The following is a 19,282-nucleotide window of genomic DNA, read 5'->3' on the forward strand; positions in this document are numbered from 1 at the left end:
TCAGGATACTCAAATGGAAACGTACAGACATACAAAAGATTGGCTGGCTAATCTAGCCAGCTCAACCCGACTTTGCAAGAAAAATATGTGAAAATCAGCCTTGGCGCTGTTTATGCTTTGGCTCGGCGCTGCAGATCACACGAACGACACCGTCGCGGCGAATGATTTTGCAGTTACGACATAATTTCTTGACGGAAGCACGAACTTTCATTTTTACTCTCCGTAACTTCTCAACCACCTGAATTAACGGCCGTAGCCCTTCAGGTTAGCTTTCTTCAATGCAGACTCGTACTGACTTGACATCATCAGAGTTTGCACTTGAGCCATAAAGTCCATGATGACGACCACTACGATGAGCAGTGATGTACCGCCAAAGTAGAAAGGAACTTTCATCGCATCACGCATGAACTCCGGGATAAGGCAGATAAAGGTAATGTAGAGGGCACCGATTAAGGTTAACCGCGTCATTACTTTATCGATATACTTCGCCGTTTGCTCTCCCGGACGAATTCCCGGTACGAATGCACCAGACTTCTTCAGGTTATCTGCTGTTTCACGCGGGTTGAAAACCAACGCCGTGTAGAAGAAACAGAAGAAGATGATAGCAGTCGCATAGAGTAGCACATAAAGCGGCTGTCCTGGCTGCAAATACATCGAAATTGTTGTCAGCCAGTTCCAACCGGTACCGCCCCCGAACCACGATGCAATCGTTGCCGGGAACAGAATAATGCTGGAAGCGAAGATTGCCGGGATAACCCCTGCCATATTCACTTTCAACGGTAAATGTGTGCTCTGTGCAGCGTATACACGGCGACCTTGTTGACGTTTGGCATAGTTCACCACAATGCGGCGTTGACCACGCTCAACGAAAATAACAAAGAAGGTCACTGCAAATACGAGAACTGCAACCAACAGCAACAGAAGGAAGTGCAGGTCACCTTGCCGCGCTTGCTCGATGGTATGGCCAATGGCCGGCGGAAGACCCGCAACAATACCTGCGAAGATAATGATTGAAATACCGTTACCGATACCACGCTCAGTTATCTGTTCGCCCAGCCACATCAGGAACATTGTCCCGGTAACCAGACTCACAACAGCGGTAAAATAGAATGCAAAGCCTGGATTCATTACCAGGCCTTGCATACCAGGCATATTCGGTAAACCGGTAGCAATACCGATTGACTGGAATATGGCCAATACCAACGTACCGTAACGGGTGTACTGGCTAATCTTACGACGGCCAGCCTCCCCTTCTTTCTTAATTTCAGCTAACGCGGGATGAACCACCGTTAACAGCTGGATAATAATCGATGCCGAAATATACGGCATGATACCCAGAGCAAAGATAGAAGCACGGCTGAGAGCACCACCAGAGAACATGTTAAACATTTCAATGATGGTGCCACGCTGTTGCTCAAGCAGTTTGGCAAGTACAGTGGCATCAATACCAGGGATCGGAATAAAAGAGCCAATACGGAAGACAATCAGTGCACCGATTACAAACAGCAGTCTGCGTTTCAGTTCACCAAAGCCACCTTTGGCACTTTGAAAATCTAATCCCGGTTGTTTAGCCATCTGCTACTTATTCCTCGATTTTACCGCCAGCAGCTTCGATTGCAGCACGAGCACCTTTGGTGACACGCAGGCCGCGAACCGTTACCGGTGCAGAAACTTCACCAGAAAGAATTACTTTAACGAATTCAATCTGAACACCGACAATGTTGGCTGCTTTCAGCGCGTTCAGGTCGACGATACCGCCTTCAACTTTCGCCAGATCAGACAGACGAATCTCTGTGGTGATCATTGCTTTGCGAGAGGTGAAACCGAACTTCGGCAGACGACGGTACAGAGGCATCTGACCACCTTCGAAACCGCGACGTACGCCACCGCCAGAACGAGAGTTCTGACCTTTGTGACCACGACCACCGGTTTTTCCGAGGCCAGAACCGATACCACGACCCAGACGCTTGGTAGCGTGCTTAGACCCTTCGGCCGGAGACAGAGTATTTAAACGCATCTCTTACTCCTCCACTTTAACCATGTAGGAAACCGCGTTGACCATACCGCGTACAGCTGGCGTATCTTCACGCTCTACGGTATGACCAATACGACGCAGACCCAGGCCAACCAGAGTGGCTTTATGCTTAGGCAAGCGGCCGATTGAACTACGGGTTTGGGTGATTTTAATAGTGTTAGCCATCGTGATTACCCCAGAATTTCTTCAACGGATTTACCACGCTTAGCAGCGACCATTTCCGGAGACTTCATATTGCCCAGACCGTCAATAGTTGCACGAACCACGTTAATCGGGTTGGTGGAACCATAGGCTTTTGCCAGAACGTTATGTACTCCAGCGACTTCCAGAACGGCGCGCATTGCACCACCGGCGATGATACCGGTACCTTCTGAAGCCGGCTGCATGAACACACGGGACCCAGTGTGCGCACCTTTAACAGGGTGCTGCAGGGTGCCGTTGATCAGCGCGACATTAACCATATTGCGACGGGCTTTCTCCATCGCTTTCTGGATCGCTGCTGGAACTTCACGCGCTTTACCGTAACCAAAACCAACGCGGCCGTTACCATCACCCACTACAGTCAGTGCGGTGAAGGAGAAAATACGACCACCTTTTACAGTTTTAGATACACGATTTACCGCGATCAGTTTTTCCTGCAGTTCGCCAGCTTGTTTCTCGATGTGTGCCATCTTAGACCTCTACCTTAGAACTGAAGGCCAGCTTCACGGGCAGCATCTGCCAGTGCCTGGACGCGACCATGATATTGGAAACCGGAACGGTCGAAAGAAACACCAGTGATGCCTTTTTCGATTGCGCGTTCTGCAATAGCTTTACCTACAGCAGCTGCGGCTTCTTTATTACCGGTAAACTTCAGTTGTTCAGTGATAGCTTTTTCTACAGTAGAAGCAGCAACCAGAACTTCGGAACCGTTCGGGGCGATTACCTGTGCGTAAATGTGACGCGGGGTACGATGTACCACCAGGCGAGTAGCACCCAGCTCTTTGAGCTTGCGACGTGCACGGGTCGCACGACGGATACGAGCAGATTTCTTATCCATAGTGTTACCTTACTTCTTCTTAGCCTCTTTGGTACGCACGACTTCGTCGGCGTAACGGACACCCTTGCCTTTATAAGGCTCAGGACGACGGTAGGCGCGCAAGTCAGCTGCAACCTGGCCGATCACCTGCTTATCAGCGCCTTTCAGCACGATTTCAGTCTGAGTCGGACACTCTGCAGTGATACCCGCGGGCAGCTGGTGATCAACTGGATGAGAAAAGCCCAGAGACAGGTTAACTACGTTGCCTTTTACGGCAGCACGATAACCAACACCAACCAGCTGCAGCTTCTTAGTGAAGCCTTCGGTAACACCGATAACCATTGCGTTCAGCAGCGCGCGAGAAGTACCCGCCTGCGCCCAGCCGTCAACGAAACCTTCGCGCGGAGCGAAAGTCAGAGCGTTGTCAGCATGCTTAACTTCAACAGCATCATTGATAGTACGAGTCAGCTCGCCGTTTTTACCTTTAATCGAAATTACCTGACCGTTGAGTTTTACCTCTACGCCGGCAGGAATAACGACAGGTGCTTTAGCAACACGAGACATTTTATTCCTCCGATTACGCTACGTAGCAGATAATTTCGCCACCAAGACCAGCCTGGCGCGCTGCACGATCAGTCATGACACCTTTCGATGTAGAAATGACAGCGATACCCATACCAGCCATTACCTTTGGCAGCTCATCTTTTTTCTTATAGATGCGCAGGCCGGGACGGCTTACTCGCTGAATGCTTTCTACAACAGCTTTACCCTGGAAATACTTAAGAGTCAGTTCCAGTTCCAGCTTGATGTCGCCTTCGATTTTAAAATCTTCAATAAAGCCTTCTTCCTTCAGCACGTTGGCAATTGCCAATTTCAGCTTGGAGGAGGGCATGGTGACCGCAACTTTGTTCGCGGCCTGACCGTTACGGATACGGGTCAGCATATCCGCGATCGGATCTTGCATGCTCATCTGTGTTACTCCCGTGATTCAATTGGTGACAATTACCAGCTAGCCTTTTTCAGACCCGGGATTTCACCGCGCATTGCGGCTTCACGGACCTTGATACGGCTCAACCCAAACTTCCGCAGGAAACCGTGCGGACGACCTGTTTGACGGCAGCGGTTACGCTGACGTGAAGGGCTGGAATCACGCGGCAGACTCTGCAGCTTGAGAACGGCATCCCAACGGTCTTCGTCGGAAGCGTTCACATCAGAAATGATCGCTTTCAGTTCAGCGCGTTTTGCGAAGAATTTGTCTGCTAATTTCACACGCTTAACTTCGCGTGCTTTCATAGATTGCTTAGCCATTAAGTAACCCTACCTTACTTACGGAACGGGAAGTCAAAGGCAGCCAGCAGAGCACGGCCTTCATCATCAGATTTCGCAGTAGTGGTAATGGTAATATCCAAACCACGAACGCGATCGACTTTGTCGTAGTCGATTTCTGGGAAGATGATCTGCTCACGTACACCCATGCTGTAGTTGCCACGACCATCGAATGACTTAGCGGACAAGCCACGGAAGTCACGGATACGCGGTACAGCAATGGTGATCAGACGCTCAAAGAACTCCCACATGCGTTCGCCACGCAGAGTTACTTTACAGCCGATCGGATAGCCCTGACGGATTTTGAAGCCTGCAACTGATTTGCGTGCTTTGGTGATCAACGGTTTTTGACCGGAGATTGCTGCCAGGTCAGCTGCTGCGTTATCCAGCAGTTTCTTGTCAGCGATCGCTTCACCAACACCCATGTTCAGGGTGATCTTCTCGACCCGAGGGACTTGCATGACAGAATTGTAGCCGAACTCACTCATGAGTTTCTGGACTACCTCGTCTTTGTAGTAATCATGCAGTTTCGCCATCGTACTACTCCAAATTACTTGATAGTTTCGCTATTAGACTTGAAGAAACGGACTTTTTTGCCGTCTTCGAATCTAAAGCCTACACGGTCAGCCTTACCGGTTGCCGCATTGAAGAGAGCAACGTTAGAAACCTGAATAGCAGCTTCTTTTTCAACGATGCCGCCTGGTTGGTTCAGAGCCGGAACAGGCTTCTGATGTTTCTTAACCAGGTTGATACCTTCAACGATGACCTTGCCAGAAGACAGGACGTTCTTAACTTTACCGCGCTTACCTTTATCTTTACCGGTTAACACGATAACTTCGTCGTTACGACGGATTTTAGCTGCCATTGTTCGCTCCTTAGAGTACTTCTGGTGCCAGAGAGATAATTTTCATGAACTTTTCAGTACGAAGTTCACGAGTTACCGGCCCAAAAATACGCGTACCGATAGGCTGCTCACTGTTATTGTTTAAAATAACGCATGCATTACCATCGAAGCGAATGACAGAACCGTCCGGGCGACGAACACCCTTCCTGGTGCGCACCACTACCGCCTTCAGGACATCACCTTTTTTAACTTTACCACGTGGAATTGCTTCCTTGATGGTAACTTTAATGATGTCGCCGACGCCTGCGTAGCGACGGTGCGAGCCACCCAGAACCTTGATACACATTACGCGACGTGCACCGGAGTTGTCGGCGACGTTCAGCATAGTCTGTTCTTGGATCATTTCAGTGCTCCGCTAATGTCAACTACTACTTCGGGACCTAGACCTCAGGTCGATTGAAAGCCCCATAATTGAGGGCGCGGCATTATAACACCGGTTCTCGCAGATGGGTAGAAAAAATGAACGGCTCTTGCGAGCCGTTCATTCGATTTTTAAAGAGGGCAGATTCTATTACAGAATTGCTTTCTCTACAACGCGAACCAGAGTCCAGGACTTAGTCTTGGACAGTGGACGGCATTCGCGGATTTCTACCACGTCACCGATTCCACATTCGTTGTTCTCGTCATGGATGTGCAGCTTAGTCGTACGCTTAATGAATTTTCCATAGATTGGATGCTTCACGAAACGCTCGATAGCAACAACCGCAGATTTCTGCATTTTGTCACTAACGACACGACCCTGCAGAGTACGGATTTTATCGGTCATTACGAACCCGCCTTCTCAGTCAGTAAAGTCTTAACGCGCGCAACATCACGGCGAACCTGCTTCAGCAGATGAGACTGCTGCAGTTGGCCAGATGCTGCCTGCATGCGCAGGTTAAATTGCTCACGCAGCAGATTAAGCAGCTCAGTGTTCAGCTCTTCAACGCTTTTTTCACGCAGCTCTGTTGCTTTCATTACATCACCGTCTTAGTTACAAAGGTGGTTTTGATAGGCAGTTTTGCTGCTGCCAGCTTGAATGCTTCACGGGCCAGCTCTTCTGGTACGCCGTCCATTTCATACAGGACTTTACCAGGCTGGATCAGGGCAACCCAATACTCGACGTTACCCTTACCTTTACCCATACGCACTTCCAGCGGCTTCTCGGTGATCGGTTTGTCCGGGAATACACGGATCCAGATCTTACCTTGACGCTTAACTGCACGGGTCATAGCACGACGTGCTGCTTCGATCTGACGGGCAGTCAGACGACCACGGCCAACAGCTTTCAGACCGAAAGTCCCGAAGCTAACATCCGTACCCTGCGCCAGACCACGGTTGCGGCCTTTGTGCACTTTACGGAATTTTGTACGCTTTGGTTGTAACATAGCGACTCTCCTTACTTACGGCCTTTACGCTGCTGCTTTTTAGGTTGAGCAGCCGGTTCCGGTTGTTCAACAGCAGCCATACCACCCAGGATCTCGCCTTTGAAGATCCATACCTTAACGCCGATTACACCATAAGTGGTGTGCGCTTCAGAGGTGTTGTAGTCAATGTCAGCACGCAGAGTGTGCAACGGCACGCGACCTTCACGATACCATTCGGTACGTGCGATCTCGGCGCCGCCCAGACGGCCGCTAACTTCAACTTTAATACCCTTCGCGCCCAGACGCATGGCGTTCTGAACCGCACGCTTCATAGCACGACGGAACATCACGCGACGCTCCAGCTGTGAAGTGATGCTGTCAGCAACCAGTTTAGCGTCCAGTTCCGGTTTACGGACTTCGGCGATATTGATCTGTGCAGGTACGCCAGCGATTTTCGCCACGACCGTGCGCAGTTTTTCTACGTCTTCACCTTTCTTACCGATCACGATGCCAGGACGAGCGGTGTGAATGGTCACACGGATGCTCTTAGCCGGACGCTCGATAACGATACGAGATACAGACGCCTTAGCCAGTTCCTTAGTCAGGTACTGACGTACTTTAAAGTCGCTGTCCAGGTTGTCAGCGAATTCTTTGGTGTTCGCAAACCAGGTAGAGTTCCATGGTTTTACAATACCCAGGCGAATACCATTAGGATGTACTTTCTGACCCATTGCTAGTCTCCAGAGTCTCAGCGATCGGACACAACCACAGTAATGTGGCTGGTGCGCTTCAGGATGCGATCTGCACGACCTTTTGCACGCGGCATAATGCGCTTCATGCTTGGGCCTTCGTCGACGAAAATTTTCGCGACTTTCAGATCGTCGATATCAGCGCCATCGTTGTGTTCAGCGTTAGCAATGGCAGATTCCAGAACTTTCTTGACCAGTACAGCCGCTTTCTTGTTGGTGTAGGTCAAAATGTCCAGTGCCTGCGACACTTTCTTACCGCGGATCAGGTCAGCAACAAGGCGAACCTTCTGAGCAGAAGAACGAGCGTGGCGATGTTGAGCTAAAGTTTCCATCTCTTCCTCCTACTTATTTCTTCTTGGCTTTTTTATCAGCCGCGTGACCGCGATAAGTACGTGTCGGCGCGAATTCACCCAGTTTGTGACCAACCATTTCGTCGGAAACAAAGACAGGAACGTGCTGACGACCATTATGGACAGCGATGGTCAAACCGATCATGTTAGGAAAGATCGTTGAACGACGGGACCAAGTGCGCAAAGGCTTCTTGTCACCGCTTTCCACCGCTTTCTCTACCTTCTTCAGCAAGTGCAGGTCAATAAAAGGACCTTTCTTGAGAGAACGTGGCATGGCTTATCCTCTAATATTATTTGCTACGGCGACGTACGATAAACTTATCGGTACGCTTGTTGCTACGGGTCTTCTTACCTTTGGTCTGAACGCCCCACGGGGTTACCGGGTGCTTACCAAAGTTACGACCTTCACCACCACCGTGCGGGTGATCTACTGGGTTCATCGCGGTACCACGAACGGTCGGACGAACACCACGCCAACGGGTTGCACCGGCTTTACCCAGAACGCGCAGCATATGCTCAGCGTTACCGACTTCGCCCAGTGTTGCGCGGCAGTCAGCTTCGACTTTACGCATTTCACCTGAACGCAGACGCAGGGTAACGTAGGAACCTTCACGCGCAACGATCTGCACGTAAGCACCGGCTGAGCGAGCAATCTGACCGCCTTTGCCTGGTTTCATTTCTACGTTGTGAACGGTAGAACCCACCGGGATGTTACGCATCGGCAGTGTGTTACCTGCTTTGATCGCAGCATCAACGCCAGACTGAATCTGGTCGCCGGCTTTCAGGCCTTTAGGGGCCAGGATGTAACGGCGTTCGCCGTCTTTGTACAGAACCAGTGCGATGTTCGCAGAGCGGTTCGGATCGTACTCAAGACGTTCAACGGTTGCCGGGATACCATCTTTGTTGCGTTTGAAATCAACCAGACGGTAAGCCTGCTTATGACCACCACCGATGTGACGGGTAGTGATGCGACCGTTGTTGTTGCGGCCACCGGATTTGCTGTTTTTTTCCAGCAATGGAGCAAACGGCTTGCCCTTGTGCAACTCTGGGTTCACCACTTTAACGACGTGGCGACGACCCGGAGATGTCGGTTTACATTTAACAACTGCCATTGTCTTTCTCCTCCGACTTACTCAGCGCCGCCGACGAAGTCCAGATTCTGGCCTTCCTTCAGGGTGACGTAAGCTTTTTTCCAGTCGCTACGACGACCGATACGCTGTCCGTGACGCTTAACCTTACCTTTAACAACCAGGGTGTTTACGTCTTTAACTTCTACTTCGAACAGCTTCTCAACAGCAGCAACGATCTCTGCTTTAGTCGCGTCTTTAGCTACTTTGAGTACGATGGTGTTGGTTTTTTCCATCGCGCTAGATGCCTTTTCAGATACGTGCGGCGCGCGCAGTACTTTCAGCAGACGTTCTTCACGGATCATGCCAGCATCTCCTCAACTTGCTTAACTGCATCAGCAGTCATAACGACTTTGTCGAAGGCGATCAGGCTAACTGGATCGATACCCGCTGCATCACGCACGTCAACCTTGTACAGGTTACGCGCAGCCAGGAACAGATTCTCATCCAGTTCACCGGTGATGATCAGCACGTCTTCCAGCGCCATGTCTTTCAGCTTCTGCGCCAGCAACTTGGTTTTCGGTGCTTCAACAGAGAACTGCTCGACGACGATCAGACGATCTTGACGTACCAGTTCGGACAGGATGCTTTTCAGCGCGCCGCGGTACATCTTTTTATTAACTTTTTGACTGTGGTCTTGTGGCTTCGCAGCAAAGGTCACGCCACCTGAACGCCAGATCGGGCTCTTTACAGAACCTGAACGCGCACGGCCGGTGCCTTTCTGACGCCAAGGCTTTTTGCCTGAACCGGTTACTTCAGCGCGAGTTTTCTGCGCGCGAGTACCCTGGCGGGCGCCTGATGCGTAAGCAACAACAACCTGGTGAACCAGCGCTTCGTTGAAATCACGACCGAAGGTAGTTTCGGAAACAGTCAGCGCGCTCTGCGCGTCTTTCAATACTAATTCCATTGCTATCCCCTTACGCCTTCACAGCTGGTTTAACGATCAGGTCGCTACCGGTAGCACCGGGAACTGCACCTTTAACCAGCAGCAGGTTGCGCTCAGCGTCAACACGTACTACGTCCAGGCTCTGAACAGTTACGCGCTCATTACCCAGCTGACCTGCCATTTTCTTGCCTTTGAACACTTTGCCCGGAGTCTGGTTCTGACCGATAGAACCCGGAACGCGGTGAGACAAGGAGTTACCGTGGGTAGCGTCCTGGGTACGGAAGTTCCAGCGCTTAACGGTACCTGCGAAACCTTTACCTTTAGAGGTGCCAGTTACGTCTACTTTTTTAACGTCAGCGAAAATTTCAACGCTGATGCTCTGACCTACGGCATACTCATCACCTTCAACGGTGCGGAATTCCCACAGGCCACGGCCAGCTTCTACGCCAGCTTTAGCAAAATGACCAGCTTCAGGTTTGGTCACACGGTTTGCTTTTTTAGCACCGGTGGTAACCTGAATTGCCTGGTAACCATCGTTTTCCAGGCCTTTGACCTGAGTAACGCGGTTCGCTTCAACTTCGATTACGGTTACTGGGATAGAAACGCCATCTTCAGTGAAGATGCGGGTCATACCCACTTTTTTACCGACTAAACCAATCATTGTTTCAACCTCTCAATCGCTCGATGACCTGATTAACCCAGGCTGATCTGCACGTCAACACCGGCAGCCAGGTCCAGACGCATCAGAGCATCAACGGTTTTCTCAGTTGGCTCAACGATGTCTACCAGACGCTTGTGAGTGCGAATTTCGTACTGATCACGCGCGTCTTTGTTAACGTGCGGGGAGATCAGAACGGTAAAGCGCTCTTTGCGGGTTGGCAGCGGGATCGGACCACGGACCTGCGCACCAGTGCGCTTGGCAGTCTCGACGATTTCCGCGGTTGATTGATCGATCAGACGATGATCAAACGCTTTAAGACGGATACGGATTCTTTGGTTCGACATGAGACCAAGGCTCCAAACATTTTATAGACGAAAAAAATTACTACTCGAACCCATTACGATTGATGGGAGAGTGTAATCGTTCAGCATATAACTCCACAGTTGGGAGTATTGTCAGACGGCCCAACATTCTGCCGTCTGCGATTCAGCTCGAATCGCGCCTACCAATATCGGTAGGCCCGCGCATTATACGTATATTTGCTCAGGAAGCAACCCATGTCAGGAATTTGCCGGTGAAAAGTGGAAACTGATGTGCTGGCACAGCCCGCACAAAATGATGAATAAGAGATGTAAAGCCGCAATTTCTCTGTGAGGGGCGCTCCACTCTGCTCATCTTGCCCGCGACGTCAGATGGGCCTTCCGCCAGGCTGGGGCGACATGTCAGTTCATTTGAGGCAATGCGGTGCTTATCATCCTGTTCACTGTCACGGCGCTTGGCGCCGCTTTGGGTAGCACTCTTGCCCTGGCCTGCCAACGTTACTCGCCCACGGTGTCACCGTCCGACTGGTTCCGCGCGCTGTGGACGCCACCTTCGCGATGCATGCTGTGCCGGGCCCCCGTCCTGTGGCGCGATAAAATCCCCTTAATCAGCTGGCTGTGTCTTCAGGGGCGCTGTCGTGCCTGTCGCCAGGCAATCGGCGTGCTGCCCCTGCTGTTTGAGCTGACGGGCGCCCTGCTTTGCCTGATGCTGGTGATCGTGTTTAACGCGTGCCCCCTCACCGCAGCATTTATTCTGGTGGCGTCCTGCCTGCTTCTGTTACTTGCGGTTATCGACCAGCGCCACTTCCTGCTGCCGGATGTGCTGACGGGCGCGTTACTCTGGCTGGGACTGTCGCGCTTCTTTTTCGCTGCGCCGCTCTCCGTCACCTCGGCAGTGGGCGGTGCCGTCGCAGGTTACGGTTCACTCTGGCTACTGGCCTGGCTGTATCGTCAGATAAAGCATCAAGAGGGATTGGGTAACGGCGATATCAAACTCTTTGCCGCACTGGGCATATGGTGTGGTTGGCAGGCTCTGCCGTGGATTGCCTTGATAGCCAGTGTGTCAGCCCTGCTTGCCTTTGCGGTCAGGGCTATCATCCACAAGCGCTTGTATATGAACAGCCCGCTTCCTTTTGGCCCTTTTCTGGCCACCGCGGGCTGGGGAATGATCGTCCTGCAAAGCCTCATTCGTCTCTGATTTGCGCCTGAAGATAGTTTTGAATGCCCATTTTTTTGATCAGATCGAGTTCGGTCTCGATCCAGTCGATATGGTGCTCTTCGTCCGCAAGGATTTCGATCATCATATCCCGACTGACGTAGTCATGAATTTTGTCGGCATACGCGATCGCTTCGCGCAGATCTTTTGCGCCTTCAAGTTCAAGGTTAAGATCGGACTGCAGCATCTCTTCCACATCCTCTCCGACCCTGAGTCGTCCCAGATCCTGCAGATTTGGAATGCCCTCAAGAAACAGAATGCGTTCAATGTATTTGTCCGCATGCTTCATTTCATCAATGGATTCGTGGTACTCAACGTCATTAAGACGCATCAGCCCCCAGTTTTTGAACATCCGCGCATGGAGAAAATACTGATTAATCGCAACCAGTTCATTCCCTAACAGTTTATTGAGATGACTTATGATTTTCGCATCGCCCTTCATTTCACGTCCTCCGCTCATGTTTATTTGAGCGTAGATGCGGTTAAAAAGAAGTCAAAAAAACGCGATGAAAACTGTGGGTATTATCATGTCCCAGGAAAGAAAGCGCTCAGGCGATCTCTTTATACTGCGGAACCTGCTGCATCTCTTCATCCATGATTTCACGGGCGACACGAATGCACTTACCGCATTGCTTACCCACGGGTACGATTTGGCGAAGCTGCTGAATAGATTTCGGCTGGTAGCGGCGCACGACTTCACGGAGGGTTTTATCACTAATGGCATTACACAGACAGACGTACATTTCTTCATCACTCAGTCTATTTCGTGCACACAGTGTAAATGCGAATCGTTTTTATTTCAAACCTACCCTTTGTAGGGAAAACGTTCAGGTAGCCTGTTTAAGCCCAAAAAAAAGAGAGCACCTAAGTGCCCTCTTCTGTCTTGCTGTGACCGCTTACGCGGCCACATCAGATATCACAATTAAGCGATAACTTTAGCAACAACACCCGCGCCAACGGTACGGCCACCTTCGCGGATTGCGAAGCGCAGACCTTCGTCCATTGCGATTGGGTGAATCAGGGTAACAACCATTTTGATGTTGTCGCCTGGCATAACCATTTCAACGCCTTCTGGCAGCTCTACTGAACCGGTCACGTCTGTGGTACGGAAGTAGAACTGTGGACGGTAGCCCTTGAAGAACGGAGTATGGCGGCCACCTTCGTCTTTAGACAGAACGTAAACTTCTGACTCGAACTTGGTGTGTGGCTTGATTGAGCCTGGCTTCGCCAGAACCTGACCACGCTGGATGTCTTCACGCTTGATACCGCGCAGCAGAACACCACAGTTTTCGCCTGCCTGACCCTGGTCCAGCAGTTTGCGGAACATTTCAACACCGGTACAGGTTGATTTCGCGGTATCTTTGATACCAACGATTTCAACTTCGTCGCCGACTTTAACGATACCGCGCTCTACACGACCGGTTACAACAGTACCACGGCCAGAGATTGAGAATACGTCTTCGATTGGCAGCAGGAATGGCATATCGATTGCACGTACTGGATCCGGGATGTAGTTATCCAGGTGACCAGCCAGCTCAACGATCTTCTCTTCCCACTCTGGGTTGCCTTCCAGCGCTTTCAGGGCTGAACCGCGAACGATTGGTGTATCGTCGCCCGGGAAGTCGTACTGTGACAGCAGGTCACGAACTTCCATCTCAACCAGTTCCAGCAGCTCTTCGTCATCAACCATGTCACACTTGTTCAGGAACACGATGATGTAAGGAACGCCTACCTGACGACCCAGCAGGATGTGCTCACGGGTCTGCGGCATTGGGCCGTCAGTCGCAGCAACAACCAGGATCGCGCCGTCCATCTGCGCAGCACCGGTGATCATGTTTTTCACATAGTCGGCGTGGCCTGGGCAGTCAACGTGCGCATAGTGGCGAGACGGGGTTTCATACTCAACGTGTGCCGTGTTGATGGTGATACCACGTGCTTTTTCTTCCGGGGTGCTGTCGATCTGATCGAACGCACGTGCCTGGCCGCCGTTGGTTTTAGCCAGAACGGTGGTGATCGCTGCAGTCAGGGTGGTTTTACCGTGGTCAACGTGACCGATGGTTCCCACGTTTACGTGCAGTTTGTTACGTTGAAATTGCTCTTTCGCCATGGCGATATTCCTTACGTTATGCCTTCATCACTCTGGATGAAGGCATCAGTTCAAATTTAAACCGTAGCTTATTTGCTACGAGCTTCAATAACGGCCTGCGCAACGTTGCTCGGTGCGTCGTCATACTTCAGGAACTCCATGGAGTACGAAGCACGACCTTTGGTCAGAGAGCGCAGCTGAGTTGCATATCCGAACATTTCAGACAGCGGAACTTCAGCGTGGATCTGAACGCCAGTAGCGTTAGATTCTTGCCCTTTGAGCATACCACGACGACGGCTAAGGTCACCGATTACGTCACCGGTGTTCTCTTCTGGGGTTTCAACTTCAACCTTCATGATAGGCTCAAGCAGAACAGGCTGCGCTTTCTTAAAGCCATCTTTAAAGGCAATAGACGCGGCCAGTTTAAACGCCAGTTCAGAGGAGTCAACGTCATGGTAAGAACCGAAGTGCAGACGAACACCCAGATCCACAACCGGATAACCTGCCAGTGGGCCTGATTTCAACTGCTCCTGGATACCTTTATCAACGGCCGGGATGAATTCACCAGGAATTACACCACCTTTGATATCGTTGACAAATTCGTAACCTTTCGGGTTAACGCCCGGCTCCAGTGGGTACATGTCGATAACAACATGACCGTACTGACCACGACCACCAGACTGCTTGGCGTGTTTACCTTCGATACCGGTGACTTTAGAGCGAATGGCTTCACGGTAAGCAACCTGTGGTTTACCCACGTTCGCTTCAACGTTGAATTCACGCTTCATACGGTCAACGATGATATCGAGGTGAAGTTCACCCATACCAGCGATGATAGTCTGGTTAGACTCTTCGTCAGTCCATACGCGGAATGACGGGTCTTCTTTCGCCAGACGACCCAGAGCCAGACCCATTTTTTCCTGGTCAGCTTTGGTTTTCGGCTCAACGGCGATAGAAATTACCGGCTCTGGGAATTCCATGCGCTCAAGGATGATGACGTTATCTGGGTCACACAGGGTGTCACCTGTCGTCACGTCCTTCAGGCCGATCGCTGCTGCGATATCGCCCGCACGAACTTCTTTGATTTCTTCACGCTTGTTGGCGTGCATCTGAACGATACGGCCCAGACGCTCACGGTTTGACTTAACCGGGTTGAATACGGTATCACCCGTGTTAACCACACCAGAGTAAACGCGGAAGAAGGTCAGGTTACCTACAAACGGGTCGGTAGCGATTTTAAACGCCAGCGCAGCAAACGGCTCTTTGTCATCGGAATGACGCTCAGCCGGTGTGTCTTTACCGTCGTCCAGGATACCGTTGATCGCGGTAACGTCAGTCGGTGCTGGCAGGTATTCAACAACCGCATCCAGCATCGCCTGAACACCTTTGTTCTTAAATGCAGAACCACAGGTCACCAGGATGATTTCGTTTTTCAGAACGCGCTTACGCAGAGAAGTTTTGATCTCTTCTTCTGTCAGCTCTTCACCGCCGAAGAATTTCTCCATCAGCTCGTCAGAACCTTCAGCTGCGGCTTCAACCAGTTTCGCACGCCATTCTTCAGCCAGTTCCTGCATGTTGGCTGGAATGTCTTCGTAAACGAAGGTCACGCCCTGGTCTTCATCGTTCCAGTTGATCGCTTTCATTTTCACCAGGTCAACAACACCGGTGAAGCTGTCTTCTGCGCCGATAGCCAGCTGAAGTGGGACTGGGTTTGCACCCAGACGCGCTTTCATCTGGTCAACAACTTTCAGGAAGTTAGCACCCATGCGGTCCATTTTGTTAACGAACGCGATGCGTGGAACTTTATATTTGTTAGCCTGGCGCCATACGGTTTCAGACTGTGGCTGAACACCACCAACTGCACAGTAAACCATAACTGCGCCATCAAGCACACGCATAGAACGCTCAACTTCGATGGTGAAGTCAACGTGTCCCGGGGTGTCGATGATGTTTACGTGGTGTGGTTCAAACTGCTTAGCCATACCAGACCAGTAGCAGGTGGTCGCAGCTGACGTGATGGTAATACCACGTTCCTGCTCCTGCTCCATCCAGTCCATGGTTGCTGCGCCGTCATGAACTTCACCGATTTTGTGGTTTACACCGGTGTAGAACAGAACACGTTCGGTAGTTGTAGTCTTACCGGCGTCGATGTGCGCACTGATACCAATGTTACGGTAGCGCTCAATGGGTGTTTTACGAGCCATTTGATTCCTCTGATTCTTAGACGTTCTAAGTTAATAAAGCCCAGCAGGTAAGCCACTGGGACGCCCGCTGGGTTAATAACACCTACGCAGCTGTTACCAGCGGTAGTGAGCGAACGCCTTGTTGGCTTCAGCCATACGGTGAACGTCTTCACGTTTCTTCACTGCAGTACCTTTGTTTTCTGCAGCATCAGAAAGTTCGTTCGCCAGGCGTAAAGCCATAGATTTATCACCGCGTTTACGAGCAGCTTCTACGATCCAACGCATTGCCAGGGCATTACGACGAACCGGACGGACTTCAACTGGAACCTGGTAGGTTGAACCACCAACGCGACGTGACTTAACTTCGACAGTCGGACGTACGTTTTCGAGAGCAACCTCGAACGCTTCCAGGCCATCTTTACCAGCACGTTGAGCCAGGGTCTCAAGCGCGGTATAGACGATAGATTCAGCAGTAGATTTTTTACCATCTACCATCAGGATGTTTACAAATTTAGCCAGCAGCTCTGATCCGAACTTAGGATCCGGCAGAATTTTACGCTGACCAATGACGCGACGACGTGGCATGGAAATACTCCGTTGTTAATTCAGGATTGTCCAAAACTCTACGAGTTTAGTTTGACATTTAAGTTAAAACGTTTGGCCTTACTTAACGGAGAACCATTAAGCCTTTGGCTTCTTCACGCCGTACTTGGAGCGTGACTGCTTACGGTCTTTAACACCTGAGCAGTCCAGCGCGCCACGAACGGTGTGGTAACGCACACCTGGCAGGTCTTTAACACGACCGCCACGGATCAGGATCACGGAGTGTTCCTGCAGGTTATGACCTTCACCGCCGATGTAGGAGGTGACTTCAAAACCGTTAGTCAAACGCACACGGCAAACTTTACGCAGTGCTGAGTTTGGTTTTTTAGGAGTGGTGGTGTACACACGAGTACAAACACCACGTTTCTGCGGGCAAGCTTCCAGCGCCGGCACGTTGCTCTTTGCAACTTTGCGGACGCGTGGTTTGCGAACCAGCTGGTTAACTGTTGCCATTAAATAGCTCCTGGGATTTAGCTTTTTGCTTCGTAAACACGTAATAAATCACCTCGTAGAATTACGAGGAGGCAGAATTTTAGGGCTGTGTCAAAAGGGTGTCAAGAAATAACCAGGGGGTTAACGAATTACCAGGCCATTTGTTGTCGATGTTTTACCGTTAACGCAACGAAGAAAGTATAGTCTACTGGCTGCACAATGGGGGAAATTTGCTCACCCAGCCCGCGTGCATTCAGGTCCGCTTCCAACGCCCACACGTTTACCCCACTGGCGCTCAGTTTTTCCAACGCCTTACTGCCCTGCATCGCAGCCAGCACGCCGTCCTGCAGCAATAACAGGTCGTCGTCCGGGCTGAGGAGCAAAGACAGCGAATCGATATCACTGTAGGCCGGAGAATGAAATAAAGTATGCAGCATTACACGCTCTTAAAAAGTCACAATACGGTCATAGCTCGCGAGTTTTTGACGCAGCAACGGCGCATCTAAAATCTCAGCATCCAAAATGCGCGGCGCACGTTCCGCTAAACCGCGATCCCGTAACGCGTCCCGACACAGGTAACATTGCTCAATATCGTACAGCGCCAGCACACCAAAGGTCGCGGCATAATGACGGGCGTGAATGCTTTCTGGCTGTTGCCCGCCGCAGAGCTGGAGCACGCCATCGCCGATAAAAAACAGGCCAATATCGTCGCTTAACGCGCCGGTGGCCAGCGCAGCATCCAGTCCTTCACGCCCCGCGCTGCTACCATGCGGCGCACGGGTAAAAACAAATGCAACACGATTCATTAAAACTGCACCATACGTTCGCAACGCAGCAGAGCTTCCGCCAGCGCGCCTAACCCCGCCAGCGTAAAGCCGGGTTGCAGATTAGCGCCGGGCAGCGCCAGCCGTGACGCTTCCTGCTGGTCGGTCACACCGCGACGTAACGCCGCCGCAACGCAGATATTCAGCGCGACGCCCTGAGTCTGACTGAGTGTCTGCCATGCCCTTACCAGATCAAACTCATCACTGGCCGGTGCCGTCAGCTGATTCGCATTCAGCACCCCTTCGCGGTAAAAGAACACGCTTTCCAGTTGATGGCCGGCTGCCAGCAACGCGTTGGCAAACAGCAAGGCGCTGGTCGCCTGCTGCGTGCCATAAGCCGGTCCCGTCACTAACAGCGCGTAGCGCATTAGCGATCCTGCCCCTGAAAGTCGCCATTTTTAAACTGACGGATGTACAGATACACGGTGTGTTTAGAAATATTTAAGCGGTCCGCCACCTGATTAATCGCGTCCTTGATGTCAAAAATACCTTTCTCATACAGGTTCAATACGATCTGACGATTCTTGGCATTATTAGAGACGTTGCGATCGGCGCTCACCTCTTCAATAGTAAATTCCAGCGTTTGCATCACCAGGTCGTCTACCGAACTGGCGAAGTTGACGTTAGAGTCAACCTGATGCATCTCAGGCGGAAGAAATGTCGACATAATCTGCGAAAACGGAACATCAAGGTTCATATTGATACACAGCAGCCCAATCACCCGCTGCTGTCGGTTACGAATCGCGATGGTCACTGACTTCATCAGCACACCGCTTTTCGCGCGGGTAAAGTAGGCACGGGAAACATTGCTGTCTGCACCCTGCATATCATGCAGCATGCGCAGTGCTAAATCCGTAATGGGCGATCCCACTTTACGCCCTGTGTGCTCGCCGTTAGCAATGCGCACGGCCGAACAGTTCAAATCCTCCAGTGAGTGAAGGACGATTTCGCAATGCGAGCCAATCAACATGGCAAGGCCATCTACGACGGCCTCATACGACTTTAGAATATCGTAATCAGTTTGCTCGAACGGATGCTGCTCCAGAAGATCGAAGTCGCTCAGTTCACCGGGATTGAATGGATTAGACATTGAAGACATCACCCTACATGGCTGGAGCCTGTCTCAGCGGCTTACGGGCAGACTCAATATTGGGATAGTTATGCAGGCGATAGTCTGGCAAATGTCGCGGGCTTATGCCAGAGGTTTGTCATAAAC

34 protein-coding genes are annotated in these 19,282 nt (G+C 51.2%); 1 reads left to right on the plus strand and 33 read right to left on the minus strand.

From position 1 onward, the window contains the following. Positions 1–94: 94 nt before the first annotated feature. The 23 genes from rpmJ to rpsJ all read right to left on the minus strand — a co-directional run bounded on the left by rpmJ (position 95) and on the right by rpsJ (position 10,746). Positions 95–211: a 50S ribosomal protein L36 gene (rpmJ, locus tag NYE92_RS12830; RefSeq protein WP_004160566.1), complete on the minus strand. Its 117-nt coding sequence runs from the start codon at positions 209–211 to the stop codon at positions 95–97. A 32-nt stretch (positions 212–243) separates the two neighbouring features. Then, positions 244–1,575 (minus strand): preprotein translocase subunit SecY, encoded by a 1,332-nt coding sequence (secY, locus tag NYE92_RS12835; protein ID WP_013027461.1) that lies wholly within the window; start codon positions 1,573–1,575, stop codon positions 244–246. A 7-nt stretch (positions 1,576–1,582) separates the two neighbouring features. Beyond that, positions 1,583–2,017 carry a 50S ribosomal protein L15 gene (gene rplO / locus NYE92_RS12840; RefSeq protein WP_009087579.1) on the minus strand — a complete coding sequence of 145 codons (435 nt, stop codon included), beginning with the start codon at positions 2,015–2,017 and terminating at the stop codon, positions 1,583–1,585. Between the two features lie 3 nt (positions 2,018–2,020). Further along, on the minus strand, positions 2,021–2,200 hold the full coding sequence (gene rpmD, locus NYE92_RS12845) for a 50S ribosomal protein L30 (protein WP_013027462.1): 180 nt from the start codon (positions 2,198–2,200) through the stop codon (positions 2,021–2,023). A gap of 5 nt (positions 2,201–2,205) precedes the next feature. Beyond that, a complete protein-coding gene (gene rpsE, locus NYE92_RS12850; protein ID WP_006120595.1) occupies positions 2,206–2,706 on the minus strand; it encodes a 30S ribosomal protein S5 in 501 nt (166 codons plus the stop codon). A 14-nt stretch (positions 2,707–2,720) separates the two neighbouring features. Continuing rightward, entirely contained in the window at positions 2,721–3,074 is a 354-nt protein-coding gene (gene rplR, locus NYE92_RS12855) for a 50S ribosomal protein L18 (RefSeq protein ID WP_013027463.1), read from the minus strand. Positions 3,075–3,083: 9 nt separating this feature from the next. Further along, positions 3,084–3,617 carry a 50S ribosomal protein L6 gene (gene rplF, locus NYE92_RS12860; RefSeq protein ID WP_013027464.1) on the minus strand — a complete coding sequence of 178 codons (534 nt, stop codon included), beginning with the start codon at positions 3,615–3,617 and terminating at the stop codon, positions 3,084–3,086. A gap of 13 nt (positions 3,618–3,630) precedes the next feature. Continuing rightward, positions 3,631–4,023, minus strand: coding sequence for a 30S ribosomal protein S8 (gene rpsH / locus NYE92_RS12865; RefSeq protein ID WP_013027465.1), 393 nt, complete (start codon positions 4,021–4,023; stop codon positions 3,631–3,633). 32 nt (positions 4,024–4,055) lie between these two features. After that, a complete protein-coding gene (gene rpsN, locus NYE92_RS12870; protein ID WP_006120592.1) occupies positions 4,056–4,361 on the minus strand; it encodes a 30S ribosomal protein S14 in 306 nt (101 codons plus the stop codon). Positions 4,362–4,375: 14 nt separating this feature from the next. Next, entirely contained in the window at positions 4,376–4,915 is a 540-nt protein-coding gene (gene rplE, locus NYE92_RS12875; RefSeq protein WP_006120591.1) for a 50S ribosomal protein L5, read from the minus strand. Positions 4,916–4,929: 14 nt separating this feature from the next. Further along, on the minus strand, positions 4,930–5,244 hold the full coding sequence (rplX, locus tag NYE92_RS12880; RefSeq protein WP_003850150.1) for a 50S ribosomal protein L24: 315 nt from the start codon (positions 5,242–5,244) through the stop codon (positions 4,930–4,932). Between the two features lie 10 nt (positions 5,245–5,254). Further along, entirely contained in the window at positions 5,255–5,626 is a 372-nt protein-coding gene (rplN, locus tag NYE92_RS12885) for a 50S ribosomal protein L14 (RefSeq protein WP_006120590.1), read from the minus strand. Positions 5,627–5,794: 168 nt separating this feature from the next. Beyond that, positions 5,795–6,049, minus strand: a complete 255-nt coding sequence (gene rpsQ / locus NYE92_RS12890) for a 30S ribosomal protein S17 (protein ID WP_006120589.1) — start codon at positions 6,047–6,049, stop codon at positions 5,795–5,797. Then, a complete protein-coding gene (gene rpmC, locus NYE92_RS12895; protein WP_006120588.1) occupies positions 6,049–6,240 on the minus strand; it encodes a 50S ribosomal protein L29 in 192 nt (63 codons plus the stop codon). The genes rpsQ and rpmC overlap by 1 nt, the downstream gene beginning before the upstream one ends. After that, positions 6,240–6,650 carry a 50S ribosomal protein L16 gene (gene rplP, locus NYE92_RS12900; protein ID WP_002438716.1) on the minus strand — a complete coding sequence of 137 codons (411 nt, stop codon included), beginning with the start codon at positions 6,648–6,650 and terminating at the stop codon, positions 6,240–6,242. Before rplP ends, rpmC begins: the two co-directional genes overlap by 1 nt. An 11-nt stretch (positions 6,651–6,661) precedes the next feature. Further along, positions 6,662–7,360 carry a 30S ribosomal protein S3 gene (rpsC, locus tag NYE92_RS12905; RefSeq protein WP_006120587.1) on the minus strand — a complete coding sequence of 233 codons (699 nt, stop codon included), beginning with the start codon at positions 7,358–7,360 and terminating at the stop codon, positions 6,662–6,664. A 17-nt stretch (positions 7,361–7,377) separates the two neighbouring features. Beyond that, the gene (rplV, locus tag NYE92_RS12910; protein ID WP_002919773.1) at positions 7,378–7,710 is read right to left on the minus strand and encodes a 50S ribosomal protein L22; all 333 of its coding nucleotides are present in this window, start codon (positions 7,708–7,710) and stop codon (positions 7,378–7,380) included. 13 nt (positions 7,711–7,723) lie between these two features. Beyond that, positions 7,724–8,002 (minus strand): 30S ribosomal protein S19, encoded by a 279-nt coding sequence (gene rpsS, locus NYE92_RS12915; RefSeq protein WP_001138115.1) that lies wholly within the window; start codon positions 8,000–8,002, stop codon positions 7,724–7,726. Between the two features lie 16 nt (positions 8,003–8,018). Beyond that, positions 8,019–8,840, minus strand: a complete 822-nt coding sequence (rplB, locus tag NYE92_RS12920; protein WP_006120586.1) for a 50S ribosomal protein L2 — start codon at positions 8,838–8,840, stop codon at positions 8,019–8,021. Between the two features lie 17 nt (positions 8,841–8,857). After that, positions 8,858–9,160, minus strand: coding sequence for a 50S ribosomal protein L23 (rplW, locus tag NYE92_RS12925; protein WP_006120585.1), 303 nt, complete (start codon positions 9,158–9,160; stop codon positions 8,858–8,860). After that, positions 9,157–9,762 carry a 50S ribosomal protein L4 gene (gene rplD / locus NYE92_RS12930; protein ID WP_006120584.1) on the minus strand — a complete coding sequence of 202 codons (606 nt, stop codon included), beginning with the start codon at positions 9,760–9,762 and terminating at the stop codon, positions 9,157–9,159. The genes rplW and rplD overlap by 4 nt, the downstream gene beginning before the upstream one ends. Before the next feature lie 10 nt (positions 9,763–9,772). After that, complete coding sequence (gene rplC / locus NYE92_RS12935; RefSeq protein ID WP_013027467.1) at positions 9,773–10,402, minus strand: 50S ribosomal protein L3; 630 nt, start codon at positions 10,400–10,402, stop codon at positions 9,773–9,775. A 32-nt stretch (positions 10,403–10,434) separates the two neighbouring features. After that, a complete protein-coding gene (rpsJ, locus tag NYE92_RS12940; protein WP_006120582.1) occupies positions 10,435–10,746 on the minus strand; it encodes a 30S ribosomal protein S10 in 312 nt (103 codons plus the stop codon). A 400-nt stretch (positions 10,747–11,146) separates the two neighbouring features. On the opposite strand from rpsJ, the gene NYE92_RS12945 reads away from it, so the two are divergent. Beyond that, the gene (locus NYE92_RS12945) at positions 11,147–11,920 is read left to right on the plus strand and encodes an A24 family peptidase (protein ID WP_259019051.1); all 774 of its coding nucleotides are present in this window, start codon (positions 11,147–11,149) and stop codon (positions 11,918–11,920) included. Here the strand turns inward: NYE92_RS12945 and bfr are convergent. From bfr to NYE92_RS12995, 10 genes are all read right to left on the minus strand, one after another. Continuing rightward, on the minus strand, positions 11,907–12,380 hold the full coding sequence (gene bfr / locus NYE92_RS12950; protein WP_014604871.1) for a bacterioferritin: 474 nt from the start codon (positions 12,378–12,380) through the stop codon (positions 11,907–11,909). The genes NYE92_RS12945 and bfr overlap by 14 nt on opposite strands. Positions 12,381–12,486: 106 nt before the next feature. Then, positions 12,487–12,681, minus strand: a complete 195-nt coding sequence (gene bfd / locus NYE92_RS12955) for a bacterioferritin-associated ferredoxin (RefSeq protein ID WP_013027470.1) — start codon at positions 12,679–12,681, stop codon at positions 12,487–12,489. A gap of 179 nt (positions 12,682–12,860) precedes the next feature. Continuing rightward, a complete protein-coding gene (tuf, locus tag NYE92_RS12960) occupies positions 12,861–14,045 on the minus strand; it encodes an elongation factor Tu (RefSeq protein ID WP_013027471.1) in 1,185 nt (394 codons plus the stop codon). A gap of 68 nt (positions 14,046–14,113) precedes the next feature. Beyond that, entirely contained in the window at positions 14,114–16,228 is a 2,115-nt protein-coding gene (gene fusA, locus NYE92_RS12965) for an elongation factor G (protein ID WP_013027472.1), read from the minus strand. 93 nt (positions 16,229–16,321) lie between these two features. Then, positions 16,322–16,792, minus strand: a complete 471-nt coding sequence (rpsG, locus tag NYE92_RS12970; RefSeq protein ID WP_006120576.1) for a 30S ribosomal protein S7 — start codon at positions 16,790–16,792, stop codon at positions 16,322–16,324. A 96-nt stretch (positions 16,793–16,888) separates the two neighbouring features. Then, positions 16,889–17,263 (minus strand): 30S ribosomal protein S12, encoded by a 375-nt coding sequence (gene rpsL / locus NYE92_RS12975; RefSeq protein WP_006120575.1) that lies wholly within the window; start codon positions 17,261–17,263, stop codon positions 16,889–16,891. A gap of 128 nt (positions 17,264–17,391) precedes the next feature. Then, entirely contained in the window at positions 17,392–17,679 is a 288-nt protein-coding gene (gene tusB / locus NYE92_RS12980) for a sulfurtransferase complex subunit TusB (protein WP_013027473.1), read from the minus strand. Between the two features lie 9 nt (positions 17,680–17,688). Then, positions 17,689–18,048 carry a sulfurtransferase complex subunit TusC gene (tusC, locus tag NYE92_RS12985; protein ID WP_024471367.1) on the minus strand — a complete coding sequence of 120 codons (360 nt, stop codon included), beginning with the start codon at positions 18,046–18,048 and terminating at the stop codon, positions 17,689–17,691. Beyond that, positions 18,048–18,434, minus strand: coding sequence for a sulfurtransferase complex subunit TusD (gene tusD, locus NYE92_RS12990; protein ID WP_013027475.1), 387 nt, complete (start codon positions 18,432–18,434; stop codon positions 18,048–18,050). Before tusD ends, tusC begins: the two co-directional genes overlap by 1 nt. After that, complete coding sequence (locus NYE92_RS12995) at positions 18,434–19,156, minus strand: transcriptional regulator (RefSeq protein WP_014604869.1); 723 nt, start codon at positions 19,154–19,156, stop codon at positions 18,434–18,436. Before NYE92_RS12995 ends, tusD begins: the two co-directional genes overlap by 1 nt. Positions 19,157–19,282: the final 126 nt, after the last annotated feature.

Origin of the sequence: Pantoea sp. B566 (assembly GCF_024793925.1) — a bacterium.
Classification (GTDB): Bacteria; Pseudomonadota; Gammaproteobacteria; order Enterobacterales; family Enterobacteriaceae; genus Pantoea; species Pantoea ananatis.

Bases quoted from the DNA above. Each gene is read 5' to 3' on its own strand.
- rpmJ (WP_004160566.1), bottom strand. From the start codon at position 211: ATGAAAGTTCGTGCTTCCGTCAAGAAATTATGTCGTAACTGCAAAATC.
- secY (WP_013027461.1), bottom strand. From the start codon at position 1,575: ATGGCTAAACAACCGGGATTAGATTTTCAAAGTGCCAAAGGTGGCTTT.
- rplO (WP_009087579.1), bottom strand. From the start codon at position 2,017: ATGCGTTTAAATACTCTGTCTCCGGCCGAAGGGTCTAAGCACGCTACC.
- rpmD (WP_013027462.1), bottom strand. From the start codon at position 2,200: ATGGCTAACACTATTAAAATCACCCAAACCCGTAGTTCAATCGGCCGC.
- rpsE (WP_006120595.1), bottom strand. From the start codon at position 2,706: ATGGCACACATCGAGAAACAAGCTGGCGAACTGCAGGAAAAACTGATC.
- rplR (WP_013027463.1), bottom strand. From the start codon at position 3,074: ATGGATAAGAAATCTGCTCGTATCCGTCGTGCGACCCGTGCACGTCGC.
- rplF (WP_013027464.1), bottom strand. From the start codon at position 3,617: ATGTCTCGTGTTGCTAAAGCACCTGTCGTTATTCCTGCCGGCGTAGAG.
- rpsH (WP_013027465.1), bottom strand. From the start codon at position 4,023: ATGAGCATGCAAGATCCGATCGCGGATATGCTGACCCGTATCCGTAAC.
- rpsN (WP_006120592.1), bottom strand. From the start codon at position 4,361: ATGGCTAAGCAATCTATGAAAGCACGCGAAGTTAAGCGTGTGAAATTA.
- rplE (WP_006120591.1), bottom strand. From the start codon at position 4,915: ATGGCGAAACTGCATGATTACTACAAAGACGAGGTAGTCCAGAAACTC.
- rplX (WP_003850150.1), bottom strand. From the start codon at position 5,244: ATGGCAGCTAAAATCCGTCGTAACGACGAAGTTATCGTGTTAACCGGT.
- rplN (WP_006120590.1), bottom strand. From the start codon at position 5,626: ATGATCCAAGAACAGACTATGCTGAACGTCGCCGACAACTCCGGTGCA.
- rpsQ (WP_006120589.1), bottom strand. From the start codon at position 6,049: ATGACCGATAAAATCCGTACTCTGCAGGGTCGTGTCGTTAGTGACAAA.
- rpmC (WP_006120588.1), bottom strand. From the start codon at position 6,240: ATGAAAGCAACAGAGCTGCGTGAAAAAAGCGTTGAAGAGCTGAACACT.
- rplP (WP_002438716.1), bottom strand. From the start codon at position 6,650: ATGTTACAACCAAAGCGTACAAAATTCCGTAAAGTGCACAAAGGCCGC.
- rpsC (WP_006120587.1), bottom strand. From the start codon at position 7,360: ATGGGTCAGAAAGTACATCCTAATGGTATTCGCCTGGGTATTGTAAAA.
- rplV (WP_002919773.1), bottom strand. From the start codon at position 7,710: ATGGAAACTTTAGCTCAACATCGCCACGCTCGTTCTTCTGCTCAGAAG.
- rpsS (WP_001138115.1), bottom strand. From the start codon at position 8,002: ATGCCACGTTCTCTCAAGAAAGGTCCTTTTATTGACCTGCACTTGCTG.
- rplB (WP_006120586.1), bottom strand. From the start codon at position 8,840: ATGGCAGTTGTTAAATGTAAACCGACATCTCCGGGTCGTCGCCACGTC.
- rplW (WP_006120585.1), bottom strand. From the start codon at position 9,160: ATGATCCGTGAAGAACGTCTGCTGAAAGTACTGCGCGCGCCGCACGTA.
- rplD (WP_006120584.1), bottom strand. From the start codon at position 9,762: ATGGAATTAGTATTGAAAGACGCGCAGAGCGCGCTGACTGTTTCCGAA.
- rplC (WP_013027467.1), bottom strand. From the start codon at position 10,402: ATGATTGGTTTAGTCGGTAAAAAAGTGGGTATGACCCGCATCTTCACT.
- rpsJ (WP_006120582.1), bottom strand. From the start codon at position 10,746: ATGTCGAACCAAAGAATCCGTATCCGTCTTAAAGCGTTTGATCATCGT.
- bfr (WP_014604871.1), bottom strand. From the start codon at position 12,380: ATGAAGGGCGATGCGAAAATCATAAGTCATCTCAATAAACTGTTAGGG.
- bfd (WP_013027470.1), bottom strand. From the start codon at position 12,681: ATGTACGTCTGTCTGTGTAATGCCATTAGTGATAAAACCCTCCGTGAA.
- tuf (WP_013027471.1), bottom strand. From the start codon at position 14,045: ATGGCGAAAGAGCAATTTCAACGTAACAAACTGCACGTAAACGTGGGA.
- fusA (WP_013027472.1), bottom strand. From the start codon at position 16,228: ATGGCTCGTAAAACACCCATTGAGCGCTACCGTAACATTGGTATCAGT.
- rpsG (WP_006120576.1), bottom strand. From the start codon at position 16,792: ATGCCACGTCGTCGCGTCATTGGTCAGCGTAAAATTCTGCCGGATCCT.
- rpsL (WP_006120575.1), bottom strand. From the start codon at position 17,263: ATGGCAACAGTTAACCAGCTGGTTCGCAAACCACGCGTCCGCAAAGTT.
- tusB (WP_013027473.1), bottom strand. From the start codon at position 17,679: ATGCTGCATACTTTATTTCATTCTCCGGCCTACAGTGATATCGATTCG.
- tusC (WP_024471367.1), bottom strand. From the start codon at position 18,048: ATGAATCGTGTTGCATTTGTTTTTACCCGTGCGCCGCATGGTAGCAGC.
- tusD (WP_013027475.1), bottom strand. From the start codon at position 18,434: ATGCGCTACGCGCTGTTAGTGACGGGACCGGCTTATGGCACGCAGCAG.
- NYE92_RS12995 (WP_014604869.1), bottom strand. From the start codon at position 19,156: ATGTCTAATCCATTCAATCCCGGTGAACTGAGCGACTTCGATCTTCTG.